The following is a 20,533-nucleotide window of genomic DNA, read 5'->3' on the forward strand; positions in this document are numbered from 1 at the left end:
GAGGCCGTCACCATTCTCCTCACCGGGATCAGAAGTGCGAGAGGGAACTCGCCTCGTACCGCAGCTGGTACGCCCGCACGCCGCCGCCGTTCATCCGGTAGATCGTGATCGCGGACAGGAACTGCTCCTTCACCTCAAGGATGCGTCGCCGTTCCTTCCCCTCGATGTCACTGATCCAGTCCTCCACCTGCTCCGGCAGCTTGAAGGCAAGCTGGTACGCGCCTTCCTCAGCCAGCGGCGACATCGTCCACTCCGCCGAACCGCCACTGCCGCGGCGCCGGATGCGCACCGAATGATCCGGGTGGACATCCGCGTACGAGGTGAACGCCGACTGATCGCTGACAGACAGCGGCAGGATGAACGGCGCTGCCGGGAAGCCCAGCAGCAACTCGGCACCGCTGTTCTGCTGGAGCGCCGTCGCGAAGCCGGCGATCGCCGGCTCGGCCTCGTCCCGGAATCGGCCATTCGCCGGCGCCGTCGTCGGCAGCAGCCCCTCGGGCGCGCTCCAGGTCCCAAGCCTCTTGCGCAGCTCCGTACGTACCCACGTCACCGGAAATGTCCCGGACGCCCCGAGGTGGAACTGCGCCTGCTCCAGCGTCCACGCGGTGGTGCCGATCGTCCCCAGCAGCCATGCGAACGAGGCACCCGACAGATCCACCAGCGAGATCTGGTGCGCCAAGGCGTACTTCTGGGCGTCCGCCGAGAACCCGCTCGTCGAGAACAGGGCGTACGCGTACTGGTACCGCTGCCGGGGCCGCCTGCCGGCGTGCATCACGAAGTTCTCGTTCACGTCGTGCAGCACACCGTGGGCGTTGCGGACGATGTCCAGACCGCAGGGCTGCTGGTAGAACTTCGCCTCCAGGAACAACCGCACAGGCATGGAGAACGCCGGGGTGAACGCGAACTCCCCCAGCGCGTCCACCTGATGCAGCGCGCCCCGGCCCCGCACGCGGAGCGTGCTCCCGTCGGTCACCAACTCCTGGGGATCCTGGCTCTCATGCACCAGCAGGCGGTAGCCAGAGGAACGCATGAGCCAGGCCAGCGCCTCCTCCAGCAGATACCCCCGCAGCGCGGCGCCCTTGACCATGCCAACCCCCTACGTCCCCACGCAGACCCCACCTGATCGTCTCACGACCGCCCGGTTGGCGCCCTGCCCCAGGCATCACCTGATCCGCTCGACGGCATGCGACCACCGCCACGGCGACCAGTACTCGGCCATCGCCGCCAGACTCTCGGTCGACCGGCGCAGTCGGCACCTGGGGAAGCAGTCACCCCAGGAAGCTCAGCCGCACCTGCCGCCGCGGGTTGTCCCGATTCGTGTCGACCAGGCACACCGACTGCCAGGTGCCCAGCGCCAGGTGCCCGTCGATGACCGGCAGTGTGGCGTAGGGCGGGACCAGGGCCGGCAGCACGTGGTCGCGGCCGTGGCCGGGGCTGCCGTGCCGGTGCCGCCACCGGTCGTCGGCGGGCAGCAGCTCGCGCAACGCGGCCAGCAGGTCCCGGTCGCTGCCGGCGCCGGTCTCCAGGACCGCCAGGCCGGCGGTGGCGTGCGGGACGAAGACGTGCAGCAGCCCGTCGCGGCCGGTGGCACGCTCCCGCAGGAACGCCTCGCAGTCCGCGGTGAGGTCGACGACGGTCTCCTCGGAGCCGGTGGTGATCTCCAGGACCTGGGTGTGGAAGGTGTCCGTCATGCGCCCCATCCTGGTACGTCCGGGCGCCGGGGGCACATGGCGTCCCGGCTCGGGGGCGGCGAGAGGAGCGAGCCGGCGGGCGAGGCCCAGGTACCCCGTCATGCTCCGTGAGCGCGATCGTCCGCTCGCGGGCCGTGAGCGCGAGCGTCCGCTCGGGCCGCGGGCCGCGGTCGTCGCGAGCGCGCCCACCCTGCGGGCCGTCCGCGGTCGTCGCGAGCGACCGCCCACCCTTTGGGCCCGTCCCCACCTGGCGCTCCACCGCCCGTGTCCGGTACGCGCCGGAGCGGTTCTGCGCCAGGGTGCGGCGGCGAGGAGGACCACCCGCTTCTCGCGGGTCCTGATTGCGTGGTGCACGGTCTTCGACCGCTACGCCGCGTCTGCTGCTGTCCTCCTCGTCGTCACTTCCAGTAAAACCCACCCCACCGCATCCGGCCAGGGCGGACGGCCCGCTCCCGCCGCGGGTCGGCACCGATAGGCCACCCGGAGGGGTGGTGGGCGCCGCGGAAGGACGGCTGCTTCACAGCGCGGGGCCGCTGCGGCAGGATGGGCCGACGGATGATCGCCACGACCAGGCAGCCGCCGGGAGGACCCAGCAGTGCGCGTAGCGCTCTTCGTGACCTGCGTCAACGACACCCTCTATCCACGCACCGGGCAGGCCGTGGTCACCCTGCTGGAGCGGCTGGGGGTGGAGGTGGCGTTCCCCGCCGAGCAGAGCTGCTGCGGTCAGCCGCAGTTCAACACCGGCTACCGCCGGGAGACCGAGCCGCTGGCGCGCCGCCACGCCAGGGCCTTCCGCGACATCACCCATGTGGTCACCCCGTCCGGGTCCTGCGCGGCCATGGTGCGCGAGAACTACCCGCGGATCGCGGCCGGCGCCGCCGCCGAGGGGCGGGGCGGGCCCTGGGCCGAGGCCGTGGCCGCGGTGGCGCCCCGGACCTATGAGCTCACCGAGTTCCTGGTGGACGTACTGAAGGTGACCGATGTGGGCGCCTACTACCCGCACACCGTCACCTACCACCCCACCTGCCACGGCCTGCGGATGCTCGGGCTGGGCGACCGGCCGCGCCGGCTGCTCTCGGCGGTGCGCGGGCTGCGGCTGCGGGAGCTTCCCGGGGCCGAGGAGTGCTGCGGCTTCGGGGGCACCTTCGCGGTGAAGAACGCGGCCGTCTCCGCGGCGATGGGCGCCGACAAGGCCCGCGCCGTCATGGCCACCGGCGCGGAGGCGGTCTGCACGGTGGACAACTCCTGCGCCATGCACATCGGCGGCACGCTGACCCGGCTGGGCTCCGAGGTCCGGCCAGTGCACCTCGCCGAGATCCTGGCCAGCACGGAAGGGGACGTGTGGTGACCGAGGAGACCTCCCAGGAGCCGCCCGCCTTCCCGGCGGCCGCCGCCCGAGCCGTCCGGAATCCGGTGCTCCGCGCCAATCTGCGGCATGCCACGCACACCATCCGCGCCAAGCGGGCCGCCGCGGTCGCCGAGCTCTCCGACTGGGCCGAGCTACGGGCCGCCGGCGCCGCGATCAAGGACCATACGCTCCGCCATCTGGACCGGTACCTGGAGCGGTTGGAGACCGCGGTGACCGCGGCCGGCGGGCAGGTGCACTGGGCGGCCGACGCGGCCGAGGCCGGCCGTATCGTCACCGATCTGGTACGGGCCACCGGGGAGCGCGAGGTGGTCAAGGTGAAGTCCATGGCCACCCAGGAGATCGAGCTCAACGAGGTGCTGGCGGAGGCCGGGATCACCGCGTACGAGACCGACCTGGCGGAGCTGATCGTGCAGCTGGGCGAGGACCGCCCCTCGCACATCCTGGTGCCCGCCATCCACCGCAACCGGGGCGAGATCCGGGACATCTTCCGGGAGCGGATGGGCCGGTGGGGCCGGCCCGCGCCGGACGGGCTCACCGACTCCCCCGCCGAACTGGCCGAGGCCGCCCGGCTGCACCTGCGGGAGAAGTTCCTGCGCGCCAAGGTGGCGATCTCCGGGGCCAACTTCATGGTGGCCGAGACCGGCACCCTGGTGGTCGTGGAGTCGGAGGGCAACGGGCGGATGTGCCTGACCCTGCCGGAGACCCTGATCTCGGTGGTCGGCATCGAGAAGACCGTGCCCGACTGGCGCGACCTCGAGGTCTTCCTGCAGCTGCTGCCGCGCTCCTCCACCGCCGAGCGGATGAACCCGTACACCTCGATGTGGACCGGCACCAGCGACCGGGACGGCCCGCGCACCTTCCACCTGGTGCTGCTCGACAACGGCCGCACCGACGCCCTGGCCGACCCGGTGGGCCGCCAGGCGCTGCGCTGCATCCGCTGCTCCGCCTGCCTGAACGTCTGCCCGGTCTACGAGCGGGCCGGCGGTCATGCCTACGGCTCCGCCTATCCGGGCCCGATCGGCGCCGTCCTCACCCCCCAGCTGCGCGGCACCGGTACTCCGGTGGACGCCTCGCTGCCGTACGCCTCCTCGCTGTGCGGGGCGTGCTACGAGGTGTGCCCGGTGGCCATCGACATCCCGCGGATCCTGGTGCACCTGCGGGAGCGGGTGGTGGAGGGCGGTCCGGCCTCGGTGCGCGGCAGCCGCGTGGTGATCAAGCCGGCCCGCGGGCACGCCGCGGAACGGGCCGCGATGCGGGCCGCCCGCTGGGCGCTGGACCATCCCGGAGTGCTGCGCGCGGGGCAGCGGCTGGCCGCCCGTACCCGCCGCCTCCACCCGGACCGGCTGCCCGGGCCGGGGCGGGCCTGGACCGACAGCCGGGCGCTGCCCGCCGTCCCGGCCGAGTCCTTCCGCGACTGGTGGCAGCGGACCCGGGGCGAGGCCGGCGCGCCGGGCAGCGGACGGACACCCGACACCGGGAGGGGTACGGCATGAGCTCACGCGCGCTGATCATGGGCCGGATCCGGCGGGCGCTGGCCGACACCCCGCGCGCCGCGGACCCCGCGGCGGAGCCGGTGGCCCGGGACTACCGGCGCACCCACGGTGACCTGGACTCGGCCGAAGCGGCGCGGCTGCTGGCCGAGAACCTGGCCGACTACCGGGCGGTGGTGCACCGCTGCGACCGGGCCGGGCTGCCGGAGCTGATCGGCTCGCTGCTGGCGGAGCGCGGGGCCCGTACCGTGATCGTGCCCGAGGGGTTGCCGGAGTCCTGGCTCTCGGCCACCGGGGCGGAACCGGTCCCCGACCTGGCCGAGGACACCCCGCGGGTGCTGGACGCACGGGACAGCGTGGTCACCGGGTGCGCGCTGGCCATCGCCGAGACCGGCACCCTGGTCCTGGACGGCGGCCCCGGGCAGGGCCGGCGCCGGATCACCCTGGTACCCGATCACCACATCTGCGTGGTGCGGGTCCCGGAGCAGGTCGTCTGCTCGGTACCGCAGGCCCTCGCCCGGCTGGACCCGACCCGCCCGCTGACCTGGATCTCCGGCCCGTCCGCCACCAGCGACATCGAACTCGACCGGGTGGAGGGGGTGCACGGCCCGCGGCGGCTGGAGGTGATCCTGGTCCAGGACGGGCCCCCAGCCAAGGAACCCCCGCCCGGGGAGTGAACCGCCCGGCACCACCGCACCGGAGAACGCGCACGGCCGCCCACCACCTCTTGGAGGACCGATGAGCAGCTCCGCCGACCGTCAGCTTCCCTCCTACCCCTACTACGAGGACTTCTCTCCCGGCAGCGGCCTGCTGCCGCCCCGGGCCTGGGTGCCGGCGTCCGACGCCGCCCGCCTGGACCTCGGCGGGCACTGGGCGTTCCGGCTCTCGCCGAGCGCCACCGCCCATGACGAGTCCTTCGCCGACCCCGGATACGACGCCTCCGGCTGGGACCGGGTGCCGGTGCCCGCGCACTGGGTGCTGCACGGGCACGGCGCGCCCGCCTACACCAACACCCGCTACCCCTTCCCGCTGGACCCGCCCCGGGTGCCGGACGAGAACCCGACCGGCGACCACCGGCACCTCTTCGACCTGCCCGCCGACTGGCCCGCCGAGGGCACCGCGGTGCTGCGCTTCGAGGGCGTGGAGTCCTGCGCCCGGGTGTGGCTCAACGGGCAGCTCCTGGGCAGCTTCAAGGGCAGCCGGCTGCCGCACGAGTTCGCGGTCGGCGGGGTGCTGCGGGCGCGCGGCAACGTCCTGGCGGTGCGGGTGCACCAGTGGTCCTCGGGCAGCTACCTGGAGGACCAGGACCAGTGGTGGCTGCCGGGCGTCTTCCGGGAGGTGACCCTGCTGCACCGCCCGCCGGGCGCGGTCGCCGACTTCTCGGTACACGCCGGGTACGACCACACCGACGGCACCGGGACGCTGCGGGTGGACGCCGAACCGGCCGGCCGGGTCCTCGTCCCGGAGCTCGGTCTGGAGCTGGCCACCGGGCAGAGCGCCACCGTTCCGGTGGAGCCGTGGACCGCCGAGACGCCCCGGCTGTACGCGGCCGAACTGGTCTGCGCGGGCGAGCGGATCCCGCTGCGGCTCGGATTCCGTACCGTCGCCGTCGAGGACGGCGTGCTGCGGGTCAACGGCCGGCGAGTGCTCTTCCGCGGGGTCAACCGCCACGAGTTCCACCCCGAGCACGGCCGGACGCTGGATCGGGCCGTGATGCGCCAGGACCTGCTGCTGATGAAGCGGCACAACATCAACGCGGTGCGCACCAGCCACTATCCGCCGCACCCGGCCTTCCTGGACCTGTGCGACGAGTTGGGCCTGTGGGTCATCGACGAGTGCGACCTGGAGACCCACGGCTTCCACGCGGTGGGCTGGCGCGGCAACCCGGTGGACGACGAACGCTGGACGCCGGCCCTGCTGGACCGGGCCGCCCGGATGGTGGAGCGGGACAAGAACCATCCCTCGGTGGTCATCTGGTCGCTGGGCAACGAGTGCGGCACCGGCCGGGGGCTGACCGCCATGGCGGACTGGATCCGCGAGCGCGACCCGTCCCGGCCGCTGCACTACGAGGGCGATCTGTCCTGCGCGGACACCGATCTGTACTCCCGGATGTACGCCTGGCCCGAGGAGGTGGACCAGATCGGCCGGCGGGTGGAGGCGCCCTGGGGTACCCCGGAGCTGGACGCGCGCCGCCGCGCCATGCCGTTCCTGCTGTGCGAGTACGGGCACGCCATGGGCAACGGGCCGGGCGGACTCAGTGAGTACCAGCGGCTCTTCGAGGCCCACGAGCGCTGCCAGGGCGGCTTCGTGTGGGAGTGGATCGACCACGGGCTGGCCCGCCGCACCCCCGACGGGCGGCCGTACTTCGCCTACGGCGGGGACTTCGGCGAGGAGATGCACGACGGCAACTTCGTCTGCGACGGACTGCTCTTCCCGGACCGCACCCCCTCCCCCGGGCTGGTCGAGTACAAGAAGGTCATCGAGCCGGTGCGGATCGTGGTCGACGGGGCCGCGGGCACCGTGGACATCACCAACTCCCATGACTTCCTCGGGCTCTCCCATCTGGCGTTCGGCTGGGAGTACGCGGTGGAGGGCGCGGTGCTGGCCGCGGGGCCGCTGGCCGTGCCGCCGCTGGGCCCCGGCGAGTCGGCGCGGCTCGCCCTCCCCGAGCCCGCCGAGGCGGGCCCCGGCCCCGGCGAGCGTCTGTGGACGGTACGGGCCCGACTGGCCGAGGACACCGCCTGGGCGCCGGCCGGGCACCTGGTGGCCTGGGGGCAGTGCGAGCGGCCCGGCGAGCCCGACCCCGCACCGGGACCGGCCGCCGTACCGCGCCGTACCGGGCGGTCGATCGTGCTGGGCCCCGGTACCTTCGACGCGGCCACCGGCACCCTCGCCTCGCTGGCCGGGCTGCCGGTCGAGGGGCCCCGGCTGGATGTGTGGCGGGCGCCCACCGACAACGACAACGGCGCCGACTGGCAGCCGGATGAGCGCTACGGCGTGATCTGGCGCGAGCTGGGGCTGCACCGGATGCGGCACCGGGTGGACGCGGTGGCGGTGGACGGGGAGGAGCTGCGGGTCACCGTACGGGTCGCCCCGGCCGCCACCGATCTGGGGCTGGCGGTGGAGTACCGCTGGACGGCGGCCGGGGACCGGCTGCGGCTGGCCGTGGCGGTCACCCCGCAGGGCGACTGGAGCTGCCCGCTGCCGCGGCTGGGGCTGCGGCTGGGGGTGCCCGCGGCGCTCGGGCTGGCCCGGTGGTACGGCGGCGGGCCCGGCGAGGGGTATCCCGACACCCTGGCCGCCGCACGGGTCGGCCGCTGGACCATGCCCGTGGACGAGATGCAGACCCCCTATGTCCGCCCGCAGGAGAACGGGGCCCGGCCGCGGGTGCGGTGGGCCGAGCTGACCGCCCCGGACGGCACCGGGCTGCGCGTCGAGGGCGAGCCGCGGTTCTGGTTCACCGCGCGCCGTTGGACCAGCGAGGAGTTGGACGCGGCCGAGCACACGCATGAGCTGGTGCCCTCGCCGGACACGGTGTGGGTGAACCTGGACCATGGGCAGCAGGGGATCGGCAGCCAGTCGTGCGGGCCCGGGGTGCTGCCGGTGTATCGGCTGATGCCGGCGCCGGCGGCCTTTGGCTTCAGCTTTGGCGCGGTGCGGTGAGCCTGCGGCGGCGTGTGGGGTGACGGGTGCGGGGGAGCCTTGCGGCGGCGTGTGGATTGCCGGGTGCCGGAAGTCGAGGGTTGATCACGCCGTTCTCCCCCGGACTTCGTCCGGGAGGTGCCCCCACCCCCGGACTCCGTCCGGGGGTACCCCCAGCGCCCCTGTGAGCTGGCGCGGGGGGCCGATTCGCCTGGTGGCCGCTGCATACGTCCGCGGGGGACCCGGGCGGCCGCTAGGTTGGGGGTATGGACATCGGTGACGAGGTCGCGGACTTCGAACTTCCGGACGAGACCGGCGCATCACGCCGGCTGAGCAGCCTGCTGGCGGACGGCCCGGTGGTGCTGTTCTTCTACCCCGCCGCCATGACGCCAGGGTGCACCAAGGAAGCCTGCCACTTCCGGGACATCGCCCAGGAGTTCCGGGAGCTGGGCGCCCAACCGGTCGGGATCAGCGCCGATCCCGTCGCCAAGCAGGCGGAGTTCGCGGCCGAGCACGGCTTCGGCTACCCGCTGCTGTCCGACCCCGAGGGGACCGTACGGCAGCGGTTCGGGGTCAAGCGGCAACTGGCGGCGCTGCCCACCAAGCGGGTCACCTTCGTGATCGGCACCGACCGGCGGGTGGTGGAGGTGGTCCGCAGCGAGCTCCGGATGGCCGTCCACGCGGACCGCGCCCTGGCAGCCCTCCGTACCCTGCACGCCAACTGACGAAGCGCCCCGGCAGGGGCGCTGGGGGTACCCCCGGACGGAGTCCGGGGGTGGGGGCACCTCCCGGACGAAGTCCGGGGGAGAACCGCGCGCCCGGCCCTGACGTCCCGCACCCGGCGATCCGTACTCCGCCGCGCGGCACCGGACCCGCCCCGCGCGTTCGCCGCGCCGCGGCTCAGCCGCGCTCGCCCGACGGGTGGGGCAGGTGCGCGGCACCGAGGCGCGGGCGGGGTGTGCCGCCGGGCGGGGTCAGGGCCGCCAGCAGGTCCGGGGCCCAGGCCAGCAGCCGTTCGTCGGCGCCCGAGGCGGCCACGCACTGCACCCCGAGCGGCAGGCCGTCCGGGGCCGGCCCGGCGGGCAGGGCGAGGGCCGGGACCCCGGCGTAGCTCCAGGGCAGGCACATCGCCCCGCTGCCGGTGCTCTCCAGGCCCCGGGGCGCCGGGCCGGTCGCCGCGGGGGTGAGCCACAGATCGATGCCGCGGTCCGCCATCACCTGGCGCAGCCGGTCGCGGAACCGTTCGCGCGCCCGGAGCGCCCGGGTGTAGTCGTCCGGGTCGACCGCCTGGCCCTGGCGGATCGCGGCGGCGGTCTGCGGACGGTAGCGGTCGCCGTGGCGTGCGAACCAGTCGGCGTGCACCCGGGCGGTCTCGAAGCGGTTGACGGTGTACTGGTCCGCCTCGACCTGGGCCAGGTCGTCCAGGAAGGGCACCCGCAGGATCTCGTGTCCGGCCGCCGCCAGCCGCGCGGTGTGCTCCTCGAAGGCGGCCAGCGCGGCGGGTTCGGCGCGCCCGAGGTAGGGGCCCTCGGGCACGGCGAGCCGGGGCCGCGGGGTGGTCGGGGCCGGCTGCTGCCAGCGGTCGCAGAGCACCCCGGCGGCCCGGGTCGCCAGCTCCAGGTCGGCGGCGAACAGCCCCACCGTGTCGAGGCTGGGCACGTTGGGGATCACGCCCTCGGTCGGGACGCGGTCGTAGCCCGGTTTGAAGCCGATCACCCCGCAGTAGGCGGCCGGGCGGATCACCGAGCCGACCGTCTGGGTGCCGATGGCCAGGGGCACCATGCCCGCGGCGACCGCCGCCGCCGAACCGCTGCTGGATCCGCCGGGGGTGTGGCCGAGGTGGTGCGGGTTGCGGGTGGGGCCCGGTGCGGTCCCGGCGAACTCGGCGGTGACCGTCTTGCCCGCGACCAGGGCCCCCGCCGCCCGCAGCCGGTCGACCAGGGGCGCCTGCGGTCCGTCCAGCAGTTCGGCGGGGAGTTCGGAGCCGGCCCGGGTGGGCAGGCCCGCCACCCGCACGATGTCCTTGATCGCGACCGGCACGCCGTACAGCGGCAGACGGTCGAAAGCCGTGTCGCGCTCGGCGAGGGCCCGGGCCTCGGCGCGCAGCCGGGCGCGCCGCCCCGGCTCGGGGAGGAAGGCCAGGATCTCGGCGTCGACCGCCTCGATCCGGTCGCACAGCCGATCCGCCGCGGTCATGGGGGTTTCCGCCGGGCGGAGCCCGCGGTCCTCGGGGGAGTGCCCCGCCTGGTCGTTCGAGTCCGGTGCCATGGCCACCACGCTACGAGCCGGTGGGCGGCGCGGTGTCCGCGGGCCCGAAGCCGCTTGCCCGGAGACGGGGTTGACGGGCGGTCAGCGCGCTGAGCCGGGTCATGGGGAGCGGAACAGTTCCAGCAGGTCCTGGCGCCCGAAGGCGCCGGCCGTCTCGACGGCCGAGGGGGTGCCGGCCGCCGGGTCGGCGCCGTGCGCGAGCAGCAGTCGGACCACCTCGTCCTCTCCCTTGAAGACGGCCCCGGCCAGCGGGGTCTGGCCGCGGTCGTTGGCACGGTCGGGGTCGGCGCCGCGCTCCAGCAGCACCGTGACCGTCCGGGCGTGGCCGTGGTAGGCGGCGAGCATGACCAGGGAATCGCCCTGGTCGTTGGTGAGGTTAGCCGGAACCCCGGCGTCCACGTAGGCGGCCAGGGTGTCGGTGTCCCCGTGCCGGGCCAGATCGAAGACCTTGGCGGCCAACTGGAGAACCTCGGGGTCGTGCGCGGGTTCGGCACCGGCGTTCGCTTCGTTCATGACCCCACACTACGTACCCGAAACGCGGTCGGCCGGGTCGTTGACACCCGGGCTCCTCCGGGGCGTTGTGCCGGGAAGGTCTGCGTTTGCGACATACCCCGAACGGATACATGCTGTGCACGTGACACCACGTGTGGTGACCGTGCGTCAGTCAGGAGAACCGTCATGATCCTGTCCGTCTCCGGAGTCGTCCTACTCGGAGTGATCGTCTTTCTGTTCTTCCGCAAGGACGGGCTCAAGGCTTCCCATATGGTCGTCTGCTCACTGTTCGGTTTCTATCTCTCCGGTACGGCCATCGCTCCCAGCATCAAGGCCGGCGGCGCGAGCCTGGCCACCATGCTCGGCGGGATCAAGATCTGACGTGTTCCGCCGCCCGCTCCCGCGCCCCTGGGCCGACGCCGCCGTCGATGTCCTGCACCCGGTGCTGACCATCTCCCGAGGGCTGCGCAGGCTCTCCGCCGGAGCCCGGCAGTACTGGACCCGGCTGCCCGGGGACCGTCGGGGCCCGGTGCTCCTCTTCGTCCTGGCCTGCGCCATGGTCCTGGCGGTGCTGCCGTACGGGCCGCTGCTGGCCGCGGGCGCGGCGATGGCCGCGGCGGGCTGGGCGGGGCGGGGGTCCCGGCAGGCCGCACCGGGCCCGGACCCGGCCGAGGCCGGACGGTTGCAGCAGCTGTACGAGGCGCTGGTCCCCTACTTCTCGGTGCCGCAGGACGCCGGCCCGCTCTACCGGCACGGCGGCGCCTGGTCGGACGCCTTCGAGGAGCACCGGTTCGACGGCGGCCGGCTGTCCCTGCTGCGGCTGCGCTACCCGGCCTACTTCACCGACGGCGAGCCCGAGTGCCGCACCCGGGTCGAACAGGTGCTGTGCGGCAAGTCCGGGCGCGACCGGGAGTACCTGTTCGACTGGGACGAGGAGGGCAACCGGCTGACGGTGACCGCGTTGCCGCCCCTGCGCACCGACATCCCGGTGCAGCGCTTCGGCACGGCGCCGGGCGAGACGGTGCTCGGCTTCACCGATCCGTCCCCCGCCGCACCCACCCTCCCGGTGGCCGGCGCCGAGCCCGCCGGAACCCGTGAGCTGCCACCGGTGGTGTGGCGCACCGGCCCGCGCGCCACCGAGCCGCACCTGCTGGTGACCGGGCGGGCCGGCAGCGGGGCCACCACCCTGCTGCGCTGCGTGGCGCTCCAGGCGCTCCGGGACGGGGACGTGCTGGTGCTCGACGGCGGCGGCGTCGGCGAGTACGCCTTCCTGGCCGGCCGGCCAGGGGTACTGGCCGTGGAGAGCGGGCTGAGGGGGGTGCAGGCGGCCCTGGAGTGGGCCGCGCACGAGACCGAGCAGCGGCTGGCCGCGGCCGACCGGGCCCGGCAGCTCGGCACGATCCCCGCGGGCGAGGCGCACCGGCCGCTGTGGATCCTTGTCGACCGTCCCTCGATGCTGGCCCAGCTCGCCGCGGCCGACGGGCGGCCGGACCCGCAGGAGCTGCTCCGGGTCCCGCTGTGGCACGGGCGGGCGGTCGGGGTCACCGTGGTGGTGGCCGAGTACTGCGAGAACCTGGACGCGCTCGGCTCGCCGGTGCACGCCCACGCCCGGGCCCGGGTGGTGCTCGGCGCCGTACCCGCCGGGCAGGTGGCCGCGGTGCTCGGGGCGCCACCGCACACCACCGGCGCGTACGAGGTGCCTCCGGGGCGCGGCTATGCCCGGCTGGGCACCGGGCCGGTGCACCGGATCCAGGTGCCCGCCGCCCCCGATCCGTACGACCCCGGCGTGGGCGAGGCGCTGCGCCGGGCGGTGCTGGAGATGCTGCCGGAGCCGGCGGAGGAGTCGGCCGCGCTGCCCCCCGCCGACCATGGGGACCGGCCGCCCGGGTCCGCGGAGGTCCGGGAGCCCGCGGAGGCCGGCGACATGGTGCCCGGGCCCACCGCGCCGGCGCCCTCCCGGGACGCCGCCCCCTCGCTGGTGAAGGGGGCCGGGCCGCGGTGGGCGGACGACGACGGGGCGCTGCCGGTTCAGGCCACGTAGCTGCGCGGCAGATCGGCCCCGGCGCCGGCTCCGGTCGCCACCAGGCGCGCCGCGTCGGCCAGCCGGGTGGCGGCCTGCTCGGCCACCGCGCCGGCGACCGTGAAGGGCAGCCGGACGAAGCCTTCGAAGGCGCCGTCCACGCCGAACCGGGGGCCGGAGGGCACCCGCACCCCCAGCCGCTCCGCCGCCTCGGCGATCCGCGAACCGGACAGTCCGCCGGTGCGCACCCAGAGGGTGAGCCCGCCGCCGGGCACGGTGAACTCCCAGTCGGGAAGGTGCCGGCGGACCGCCTCGACCAGCGCGTCGCGGTTCTCCCGGGCCTGGTCCCGGCGCAGCTCCATCGCGGCGTCCCAGCCACCGGTGTTCAGCAGCCAGGTGACGGCGAGCTGTTCCAGCACCGGGGTGCCCAGGTCCACATAGGCCCGGGCGGCCACCAGGCTGCGGATGATGTCCGGGGCGGCGCGTACCCAGCCGATGCGCAGCCCGGCCCAGAACGACTTGCTGGCCGAGCCCACGGTGACCACGGTGCTGCCCGCGGGGTCGTAGGCGCTGACCGGACGGGGCACCGGCGCGGCGGGCTCGCCGGGGGTGTCCATCCGGATCTCCGCCATGGTCTCGTCGGCGACCAGGATGGTGCCGGCCGAGCGCGCCGCGTCCACCAGCTCGCGGCGCTGCTCGTCACTGGCGAGCGCCCCGGTGGGGTTGTGGTAGTCCGCGATCACATAGGCCATGCGCGGCGCGGCGTCCCGCAGCACCTGCCGCCAGGCGGGCAGGTCCCAGCCACCGAGCCGGGGGGTCATGGCCACGGGCACCAGCCGCACCCCGGCCTCGCGCATCAGCTGGAGCACATTGGCGTACGAGGGCGACTCGACCGCCGCCCGCTCACCGGGGCGGACGAACAGCCGGCAGGTGGCGGCGACCGCCCCCATCCCGCCGGTGGTGACCATGATCTGCTCGGGCATGGTGGGCACGCCGCGCTCGGTGTACCGGTCGGCCAGGGCCTGCCGCAGCCCGGGCAGCCCGGCCGGGTAGTCGCCGTGGGTGCGGGCGTAGGGTGGCAGCTCCTCCATCGCGCCGGCGACCGCCTGGCTCAGCCAGGGCTCGGGGGCGGGCAGCGAGGCACAGCCGAGGTCGATCATGGAGCCGGTGGCCTCGGGGGGCAGCGGGTCCAGCCCGCGGGCGGGCACGGGCCGGCCGGCCGGGACCGCGGTCCAGCTGCCGGCGCCGCGGCGGGACTCCAGGAAGCCCTCGCCCCGCAGCGCCTCGTAGGCGGCGGCGACGGTGGTGCGGCTGACCTCCAGGGCGGCGGCCAGTTCCCGCTCGGCCGGCAGCCGGGCGGCGACCGGGACCCGGCCTTCCAGCACCAGCAGGCGCACCCCGTCCGCCAGGGCGCGGTAGGCCGGGCGGCGCCGGCCGCCGGCCAGGGCGGTGGCCTCGCGGGTGTGCTGCGATTGAAGCAGGCGGGCGAGCTGCGGGGCGCCCACTGCCGAGGTCCACGGACTCATCGGTTGCGGTCCACCTTCCTGGAATTGGCCATGGAACTGGACTGGTCTCTTGGGGTTCAGATTGTCATGCTGACAATCACGGTGTTCAACCGGCCCTGTCCGCCACGCCACATCCGAGCCACATTCGAGGAGTCCTTCGTTGTCCATACTCCCCTCGCGCCCCTCACGGGGCACATCGCGCCCGTCCCGCGCCGGCGACGCGGGCGACTCCTCCGAGGCCGGCGAGACGACCGAGGCGGCCCAGGCGTCGGCGTCGGCGTCGGCGTCGGGAGGAGCCGGCGCCGACGGGCCCCGCCGGGGCCGGCGGCTCCCCCGGCGCCTGGTGCACCTCTACGTGGGACTGGCGCTGTACGGGGCGAGCATGGCGATGCAGGTGCGCGCGACCCTCGGCCTGGACCCGTGGGACACCTTCCACCAGGGTGTGGCCGAGCGCACCTCGCTGTCGTTCGGCACGGTGACCATCCTGGTGGGGGTGGTGGTCCTGCTGCTGTGGATCCCGCTGCGGCAGCGACCGGGCCTGGGCACGGTGTCGAACGTGCTGGTGATCGGCCTGGTGGCGGACGGCACACTGTGGCTGATGCCGCAGCCGGACGCGCTGGCGGTCCGGATTCCGCTGCTGCTGGCGTCGATCGTGCTCAATGGCGTGGCCACCGGCCTGTACATCTCGGCGCGCTTCGGGCCCGGCCCGCGGGACGGGTTGACGACCGGGCTGCACCGGCGCAGCGGCCGGTCGATCCGGCTGGTGCGCACCGGCATCGAGCTCACGGTGCTGGCGACCGGATTCCTGCTGGGCGGCTCGATCGGGGTGGGGACGGTGCTGTACGCGGTGGCGATCGGACCGCTGTCGCAGTTCTTCCTGCGGATCTTCGACATCCCGGGCCTGCCGGAGCGCGGCTCCACCGTGGTGGCCCGGGGCACGGGGACCACCGCGCCGCAGGGGCCTGCCGAGGGGGCCGCCGACACCGGGACGCCCACCGCGGGCGCCGGAAGCGGAGGGAACGATCCGGACTCCGAGGGGTCCGCGGTCGACCGGATTTAGAGCTTGACGGCGTGGGGCGGTAGTGTACGCCCTTGGTCCACTAGGCGGACCGTTACTGCGCGCTAAAGCGCTGGAAACACTGGGTGACATCTGCTGCCAGATGTGACAAACCGGGCGCCTGTGGGTAGAACAACGGGGCGGCACGAAGGTAGGCAGTGGCACACAGCGCCACATTCCGATACGGGAATTCTCATCGCCGACCGGACGTTGACCGGATGACGACGACAGCGACACCTGTCCTGTGGGCGACAAGCCCGGGAGGCACGATTCATGAGTGAGCGAGCTCTCCGCGGCACGCGACTCGTGGTGACCAGCTACGAGACCGACCGCGGCATCGATCTGGCCCCGCGCCAGGCGGTGGAGTACGCATGCCCGAACGGCCATCGATTCGAGATGCCGTTCTCGGTAGAGGCGGAGATTCCGCCGGAGTGGGAGTGCAAGGCGTGCGGCGCCACCGCGCTCCTGGTGGACGGGGACGGCCCCGAGGAGAAGAAGGGGAAGCCCGCGCGTACGCACTGGGACATGCTCATGGAGCGGCGTACCCGTGAGGAGCTGGAGGAGGTGCTGGCCGAGCGGCTGGCGGTCCTGCGCTCCGGCGCCATGAACATCGCCGTGCACCCGCGCGACACCCGCAAGTCTGCCTGACGGCAGCACGCGCATACCAAGGGCTGGGGCCGCTGCATCGCAGCGGCCCCAGCCCTTGCGTGTCCGCGGACTCCCACCTGGGGCCGTCCGCGCGTCTGCGGACTCCGCCTGGGGCCATCACGCACGGGGCGGTCCGGCCCCCGCCGCCTGGCGTCGCGCGTCTCGCCTGGCCGTTGAGGGATGCCGCCGGGCCCCTCGGTGTCCGCGGGGCCGGGCGTCACTCGTCTCCAGGTCCGCCCCGGCGCCGCGGCGTCCCGGGGTCCCAGGGTCCCACTGACCTTGCGCGGCCCCTGAGGGCGCCGCGTGCTGCCGTCCCGGGCCGGTTCGGCGGATCGCCGGCCGTCAGCGGGGCAGCGGCGGGTCCTCGCGGCGCGGCCGGTCGGCGTCCGCCGCCGAGCCGCCGTCCGCGCGGTCCCGGATGACCTCGCCCTGGACCACCTTGCCGTCCGGCCGGCGCATCCGCGCCTGCTGGAACGCCTCCCCCATGCCGCCCGGGGCCGCCATGCGCACCTTGCGCTCCAGCGAGCGCTCCAGTCGGCGGCGGAGCAGGTTGCCGGTGGGCGGGAAGAGGCACAGCAGCCCGACCACGTCGGAGAGCAGCCCGGGCAGCATCAGCAGCAGCCCGCCCAGCATCGGCAGGGCGTTGCCACCGCCCGTCTCGGCCCGCCGGGCTCCGGGGCCGGTCGCGCCGGGCTGGAAGGCTCCGGTGAGGGACTGCCAGGCCCGCCGGCCCGCTCGCTTGATCACGATCGCGCCCAGCACCACCCCGGCGACCAGCAGCAGGAAGACGGTGAACCCGCCCGCCGCCTCCCCCACCAGGATCAGCAGCCAGATCTCCAGCACCAGCCAGAGAGCCAGGCCCAGCGGCAGAAAGCTGCGGGCACGGGAGCGCCCGGGGCGGCGGGGATCCCCCTGGACCGAGCCCCGGGGCGAATCCGTCGGATGCGATGCGCCGGTCGTCATGCCCCCAGTGTGCCTGGGCCGGTGGGGCGACCGCGCACCAGGGCGGGCACCGCCGCACGGCGCCCCGCGCCCGGCTCCGCCGCCGATCCGCCGGGGCCGATCAGCGACCCTGGTCCGGCTTGCGGTGCAGCACCCGGTTGACCCGGGTTCCCACGCCCCAGGAGGTCACCCGCCACAGCGCCTCGGCGAGGATGTCCCGGCTCATCTTGCTGTCGCCGCGCTCCCGCTCGACGAAGGTGATGGGCACCTCCACGACATGGAACCCGGCCTTCATCGCCCGCCAGGCCAGATCGACCTGGAAGCAGTAGCCCTGGGAGGCCACGTCGTCCATGCCGAGCCCCTCCAGCGTCTCCCGGCGGAAGGCGCGGTAGCCGCCGGTGATGTCCCGCAGCGGGAGGTCCAGCAGCAGCCGCGAGTAGGTGCTGCCGCCGCGCGAGATGAACTCCCGGAACTTGGGCCAGTTGACCACCCGGCCGCCGGGCACCCAGCGGGAGCCGAGCACCAGGTCGGCGTTCTTCAGTGCGGTGAGCAGCCGCGGCAGTTCCTCGGGCTGGTGGGAGCCGTCCGCGTCCATCTCCACCAGGACGCCGTAGCCGTGCTCGATGCCCCAGCGGAAGCCGGCGAGGTAGGCGGCGCCCAGGCCCTCCTTGCCCTTGCGGTGGAGCACCTGGACGTGATCGTCCTCCGCGGCGAGCTTGTCGGCGATCTTGCCGGTTCCGTCCGGGCTGTTGTCGTCCGCGACCAGCACATGCGCCTCCGGCACGGCGGACCGCACCCGGGCGACGATCGGCTCGATGTTCTCGGCCTCGTTGTAGGTCGGGATGATCACCAGGGTGGTGCCCAGCGGACCGAAGGTCCGCTTCCGGCCCTCGGTCTGCGCGGCCGGGGCCTCGGCCCGGGTCCCGCGTTCCGCCGCCGCCCCTGCCGGGGCCGGCTGCTCCGGCTCCGCGGCTTCCTCGGCCTGGTCCCCGGCCCGCTTCCGCGGCTCCGCGGCCTCCTCGGCCTGGTCCCCGACCGGCTTCTCCGGCTCCGCGGCCTCCTCGGCCTGGTCCTCGACCGGCTTCCGCGGCTCCGCGGCCTCCTCGGCCTGGTCCCCGACCGGCTTCTCCGGCTCCGCGGCTTCCTCGGCCTGGTCCCCGGCCCGCTTCTGCGGCTCCGCGGCCTCCCCCACCGGGCCCTCGGCCGGCGTCTCCCCTGCCGCGGCCTCGGTCGGCTCCTCGGCCGTGCCCTGGTGGTCGCGCTCCCGCTCGGGATGCGGTTCCTCGCGGTTCGTGCTGCGGCGCGGCCCGTCGGCCTCGCGTGCGTCGCTCACGGATGCTGCCCCTTCTCGTCCGTTCGCCCTCGCCGGCCGATCACGATCGCGGCCGCGCAGGACAGAACGCCCACCATAGCGAGCACCCACTCGGGCGTGGCGCCGACGCGGTCCGCCAGGGTGGTCCCGTCACGCAGAGGGATGCGCGCGGTGAGCACGTCCTGGGTGAACTCCTTGGTCCGCTGCTGGACGGTACCGTCCGGCCCGACCACCGCGCTGATGCCGCTGGGCGCCGCGGTGACCACCGCCCGGCCGTGCTCGATGGCGCGCAGCTTGGACATCACCAACTGCTGCTCGGGCTGTCCCGTCCGGCCGTAGGTGGCGTTGTTGGTCTGCACCACCAGCATGCGGGCGCCGGCGTTGACGGTGTCCCGGACGATGTCGTCATAGGCCACCTCGAAGCAGATCACATCGCCCAGCTTGGCCGGCCCGACCTGGAGCACACCGGTGTGGTCCCCCGGGTAGAAGTCGCGGGGCACCCGCTGGAGTCGGGTGATCAGCTTGCTCAGTTCGGCCCTGAACGGCACGTACTCGCCGAACGGTACCGGGTGCTGCTTGGTGTAGGAGGCGCCGGGGCCGGTGACCGGATCCCAGACGATGCCCTGGTTCTTCACGTAGCCGGGCTTGGTGGGGTGGTCCACGAGCGCTCCGACCAGTACCGGCACGCCGATCGCCTTGACCGCCTCGTCGATCCGCGCGTACGCCTCGCGGTACTTGAACGGGTCCAGGTCCGAGGCGTTCTCCGGCCAGATGACCAGGTCGGGACGGGGCTTGCGGCCCTCCTTGACGTCCCTGGCCAGCTTGAGGGTGGCCTCCACATGGTTGTTGAGGATCTTCAGCGGGCGGCCCAGGAAGTCCATGCCGGGCTTTTGCACATTGCCCTGCACGATGGCGATGGAGACGGTGTCCGCGGCCTTGGTGGGCACCGGCACGGCGTATCCGGCGCCGGTCACCGCGGCGGCCAGCACCCCCGCCGCGAGGGCCGTCAGCACCGCGCGCCGACCCCGCTGCCCGGCCTCCCGCGCCCGCCAGGCCACCAGGACCAGGGCGGCCAGCAGCGCGCCGGTGAGCGCCACCGCGAAGCTGACCAGCGGGGCGCCGCCGAGCGCGGCCAGCGGGGTGTACGGCGAGCCGGTGTTGGCGAAGGCCAGCCGCCCCCAGGGGAAGCCGCCGAACGGCGTCCGGTCCCGGGCCCACTCCTGTGCCACCCAGAGGCAGGCGGCCCACAGCGGCCAGGCCGGCAGCCGGGAGGTGAGCGCCAGCCCGGCACCCATCGGCACCAGGAACAGGGCCTCGATCAGCGACAGGCCGACCACCGCGTCCCAGCCCACCACATGCAGCCACTTCAGCAGCACGATCAGGAACGGCACCCCGAACACGAAGCCGGTGAAGGCGCCCTGGCGGGCGGTGCGGCCCCGGGTCAGCAGGCTCAGCGCGGCGACCGAGGCCAGCGAGAGCGGCCACAGGCCGTAGGGCGGGAAGGCGAGGCCGAGCGCGACCCCGGAGACGGCGGCCAGTGCGCTGCGCCGCCACTCGCGGCGCGCGAACCCGGCCAGGCGCTCCCGCCGGGTGGGCGGCGCGGAGCCGTCCCGCTGCCCGGTCCCGCCCGGCGGGGATTCGTCGGGCCGGTCGTCCTTCGGGGGCGGTTCCGCGTCGGGCGCGGAGGCCGTCGCGGGGCCGTCGGCCTGCCCGGATTCCCGCTCTGCCTTCCCCTGGGCTTCGTCCGAAGGGGCCTCCAGGGGAGGGTCCCCCGCGTCGCGCGGCTCCTCGGGCTCCTCGGCTGCCGGGCGGCCGGCAGCCGACGCGGCGGTGGTCTCGGATCCGGGTGGCACGGTCACGGCGTTCCCTAGCAGGTCGTCGGGTGGTGAGGTGACGGTACAACGCCAAATGGGGGAGGTGGCCCCGAGGTGACGGGTGGAGGGGTGCGAGAGGCTACGTGACGTCCTGTGGGGCCGGCTTGGTCGGGGGACCGCCCCGGGCGCCGCCCCGCGGCGAGCAGGCCGTCGAGGAAGGCCCCGGGCGGCGTCTCGCGGCAGCCGAGCCGTCGGGAGAGACGGAGCGGCACGGCCGGTCTCA

General features: G+C 74.5%; 17 protein-coding genes. 9 read left to right on the top strand and 8 right to left on the bottom strand.

The genetic code is table 11. The features are described from left to right. Positions 1-28: 28 nt before the first annotated feature. Positions 29-1,087: a PDDEXK family nuclease gene (locus tag E4099_RS01780; protein WP_135337097.1), complete on the bottom strand. Its 1,059-nt coding sequence runs from the start codon at positions 1,085-1,087 to the stop codon at positions 29-31. Between the two features lie 181 nt (positions 1,088-1,268). Next, on the bottom strand, positions 1,269-1,691 hold the full coding sequence (locus tag E4099_RS01785) for a secondary thiamine-phosphate synthase enzyme YjbQ (protein WP_135337098.1): 423 nt from the start codon (positions 1,689-1,691) through the stop codon (positions 1,269-1,271). 595 nt (positions 1,692-2,286) lie between these two features. Here E4099_RS01785 and E4099_RS01790 point away from each other — a divergent pair. The 5 genes from E4099_RS01790 (at position 2,287) to E4099_RS01810 (ending at position 8,917) form a co-directional block, all read left to right on the top strand. Continuing rightward, complete coding sequence (locus E4099_RS01790; protein WP_135337099.1) at positions 2,287-3,039, top strand: (Fe-S)-binding protein; 753 nt, start codon at positions 2,287-2,289, stop codon at positions 3,037-3,039. Next, positions 3,036-4,553: a lactate utilization protein B gene (locus E4099_RS01795; protein WP_135337100.1), complete on the top strand. Its 1,518-nt coding sequence runs from the start codon at positions 3,036-3,038 to the stop codon at positions 4,551-4,553. Before E4099_RS01790 ends, E4099_RS01795 begins: the two co-directional genes overlap by 4 nt. Then, on the top strand, positions 4,550-5,227 hold the full coding sequence (locus E4099_RS01800; RefSeq protein WP_135337101.1) for a LutC/YkgG family protein: 678 nt from the start codon (positions 4,550-4,552) through the stop codon (positions 5,225-5,227). Before E4099_RS01795 ends, E4099_RS01800 begins: the two co-directional genes overlap by 4 nt. A gap of 61 nt (positions 5,228-5,288) precedes the next feature. After that, positions 5,289-8,213, top strand: coding sequence for a glycoside hydrolase family 2 TIM barrel-domain containing protein (locus E4099_RS01805; protein WP_135337102.1), 2,925 nt, complete (start codon positions 5,289-5,291; stop codon positions 8,211-8,213). A gap of 245 nt (positions 8,214-8,458) precedes the next feature. After that, positions 8,459-8,917, top strand: coding sequence for a peroxiredoxin (locus E4099_RS01810; protein ID WP_135337103.1), 459 nt, complete (start codon positions 8,459-8,461; stop codon positions 8,915-8,917). Between the two features lie 175 nt (positions 8,918-9,092). Here the strand turns inward: E4099_RS01810 and E4099_RS01815 are convergent, their stop codons facing one another. Together E4099_RS01815 and E4099_RS01820 are read right to left on the bottom strand one after the other, a co-directional pair. After that, on the bottom strand, positions 9,093-10,460 hold the full coding sequence (locus E4099_RS01815; RefSeq protein WP_135337104.1) for an amidase: 1,368 nt from the start codon (positions 10,458-10,460) through the stop codon (positions 9,093-9,095). Positions 10,461-10,559: 99 nt separating this feature from the next. Next, entirely contained in the window at positions 10,560-10,973 is a 414-nt protein-coding gene (locus tag E4099_RS01820) for an ankyrin repeat domain-containing protein (RefSeq protein WP_135337105.1), read from the bottom strand. Between the two features lie 165 nt (positions 10,974-11,138). Here E4099_RS01820 and E4099_RS01825 point away from each other — a divergent pair, with 165 nt between their 5' ends. Next, entirely contained in the window at positions 11,139-11,333 is a 195-nt protein-coding gene (locus E4099_RS01825) for a hypothetical protein (protein WP_135337106.1), read from the top strand. A gap of 1 nt (position 11,334) precedes the next feature. Continuing rightward, complete coding sequence (locus tag E4099_RS01830; RefSeq protein WP_135337107.1) at positions 11,335-12,993, top strand: hypothetical protein; 1,659 nt, start codon at positions 11,335-11,337, stop codon at positions 12,991-12,993. Here the strand turns inward: E4099_RS01830 and E4099_RS01835 are convergent. Continuing rightward, positions 12,981-14,498 carry an SCO1417 family PLP biosynthesis transcription factor gene (locus E4099_RS01835; RefSeq protein ID WP_135337108.1) on the bottom strand — a complete coding sequence of 506 codons (1,518 nt, stop codon included), beginning with the start codon at positions 14,496-14,498 and terminating at the stop codon, positions 12,981-12,983. The two genes, E4099_RS01830 and E4099_RS01835, sit on opposite strands and share 13 nt — an antisense overlap. 361 nt (positions 14,499-14,859) lie before the next feature. On the opposite strand from E4099_RS01835, the gene yczE reads away from it, so the two are divergent. Next, positions 14,860-15,537 carry a membrane protein YczE gene (yczE, locus tag E4099_RS01840; protein ID WP_245244496.1) on the top strand — a complete coding sequence of 226 codons (678 nt, stop codon included), beginning with the start codon at positions 14,860-14,862 and terminating at the stop codon, positions 15,535-15,537. Positions 15,538-15,807: 270 nt separating this feature from the next. Further along, complete coding sequence (locus tag E4099_RS01845; RefSeq protein WP_135337109.1) at positions 15,808-16,182, top strand: RNA polymerase-binding protein RbpA; 375 nt, start codon at positions 15,808-15,810, stop codon at positions 16,180-16,182. A gap of 342 nt (positions 16,183-16,524) precedes the next feature. On the opposite strand, the gene fxsA is transcribed toward E4099_RS01845, so the two are convergent. The 3 genes from fxsA to lnt all read right to left on the bottom strand — a co-directional run bounded on the left by fxsA (position 16,525) and on the right by lnt (position 20,289). Continuing rightward, positions 16,525-17,145, bottom strand: coding sequence for an FxsA family membrane protein (gene fxsA, locus E4099_RS01850; RefSeq protein ID WP_135337110.1), 621 nt, complete (start codon positions 17,143-17,145; stop codon positions 16,525-16,527). Between the two features lie 100 nt (positions 17,146-17,245). Beyond that, a complete protein-coding gene (locus E4099_RS01855; RefSeq protein WP_135337119.1) occupies positions 17,246-17,989 on the bottom strand; it encodes a polyprenol monophosphomannose synthase in 744 nt (247 codons plus the stop codon). A gap of 464 nt (positions 17,990-18,453) precedes the next feature. Beyond that, entirely contained in the window at positions 18,454-20,289 is a 1,836-nt protein-coding gene (gene lnt / locus E4099_RS01860) for an apolipoprotein N-acyltransferase (RefSeq protein WP_386390880.1), read from the bottom strand. Between the last annotated feature and the right edge of the window lie 244 nt (positions 20,290-20,533).

Origin of the sequence: Streptomyces palmae (assembly GCF_004684805.1) — a bacterium.
Lineage (GTDB): Bacteria > Actinomycetota > Actinomycetes > Streptomycetales > Streptomycetaceae > Streptomyces > Streptomyces palmae.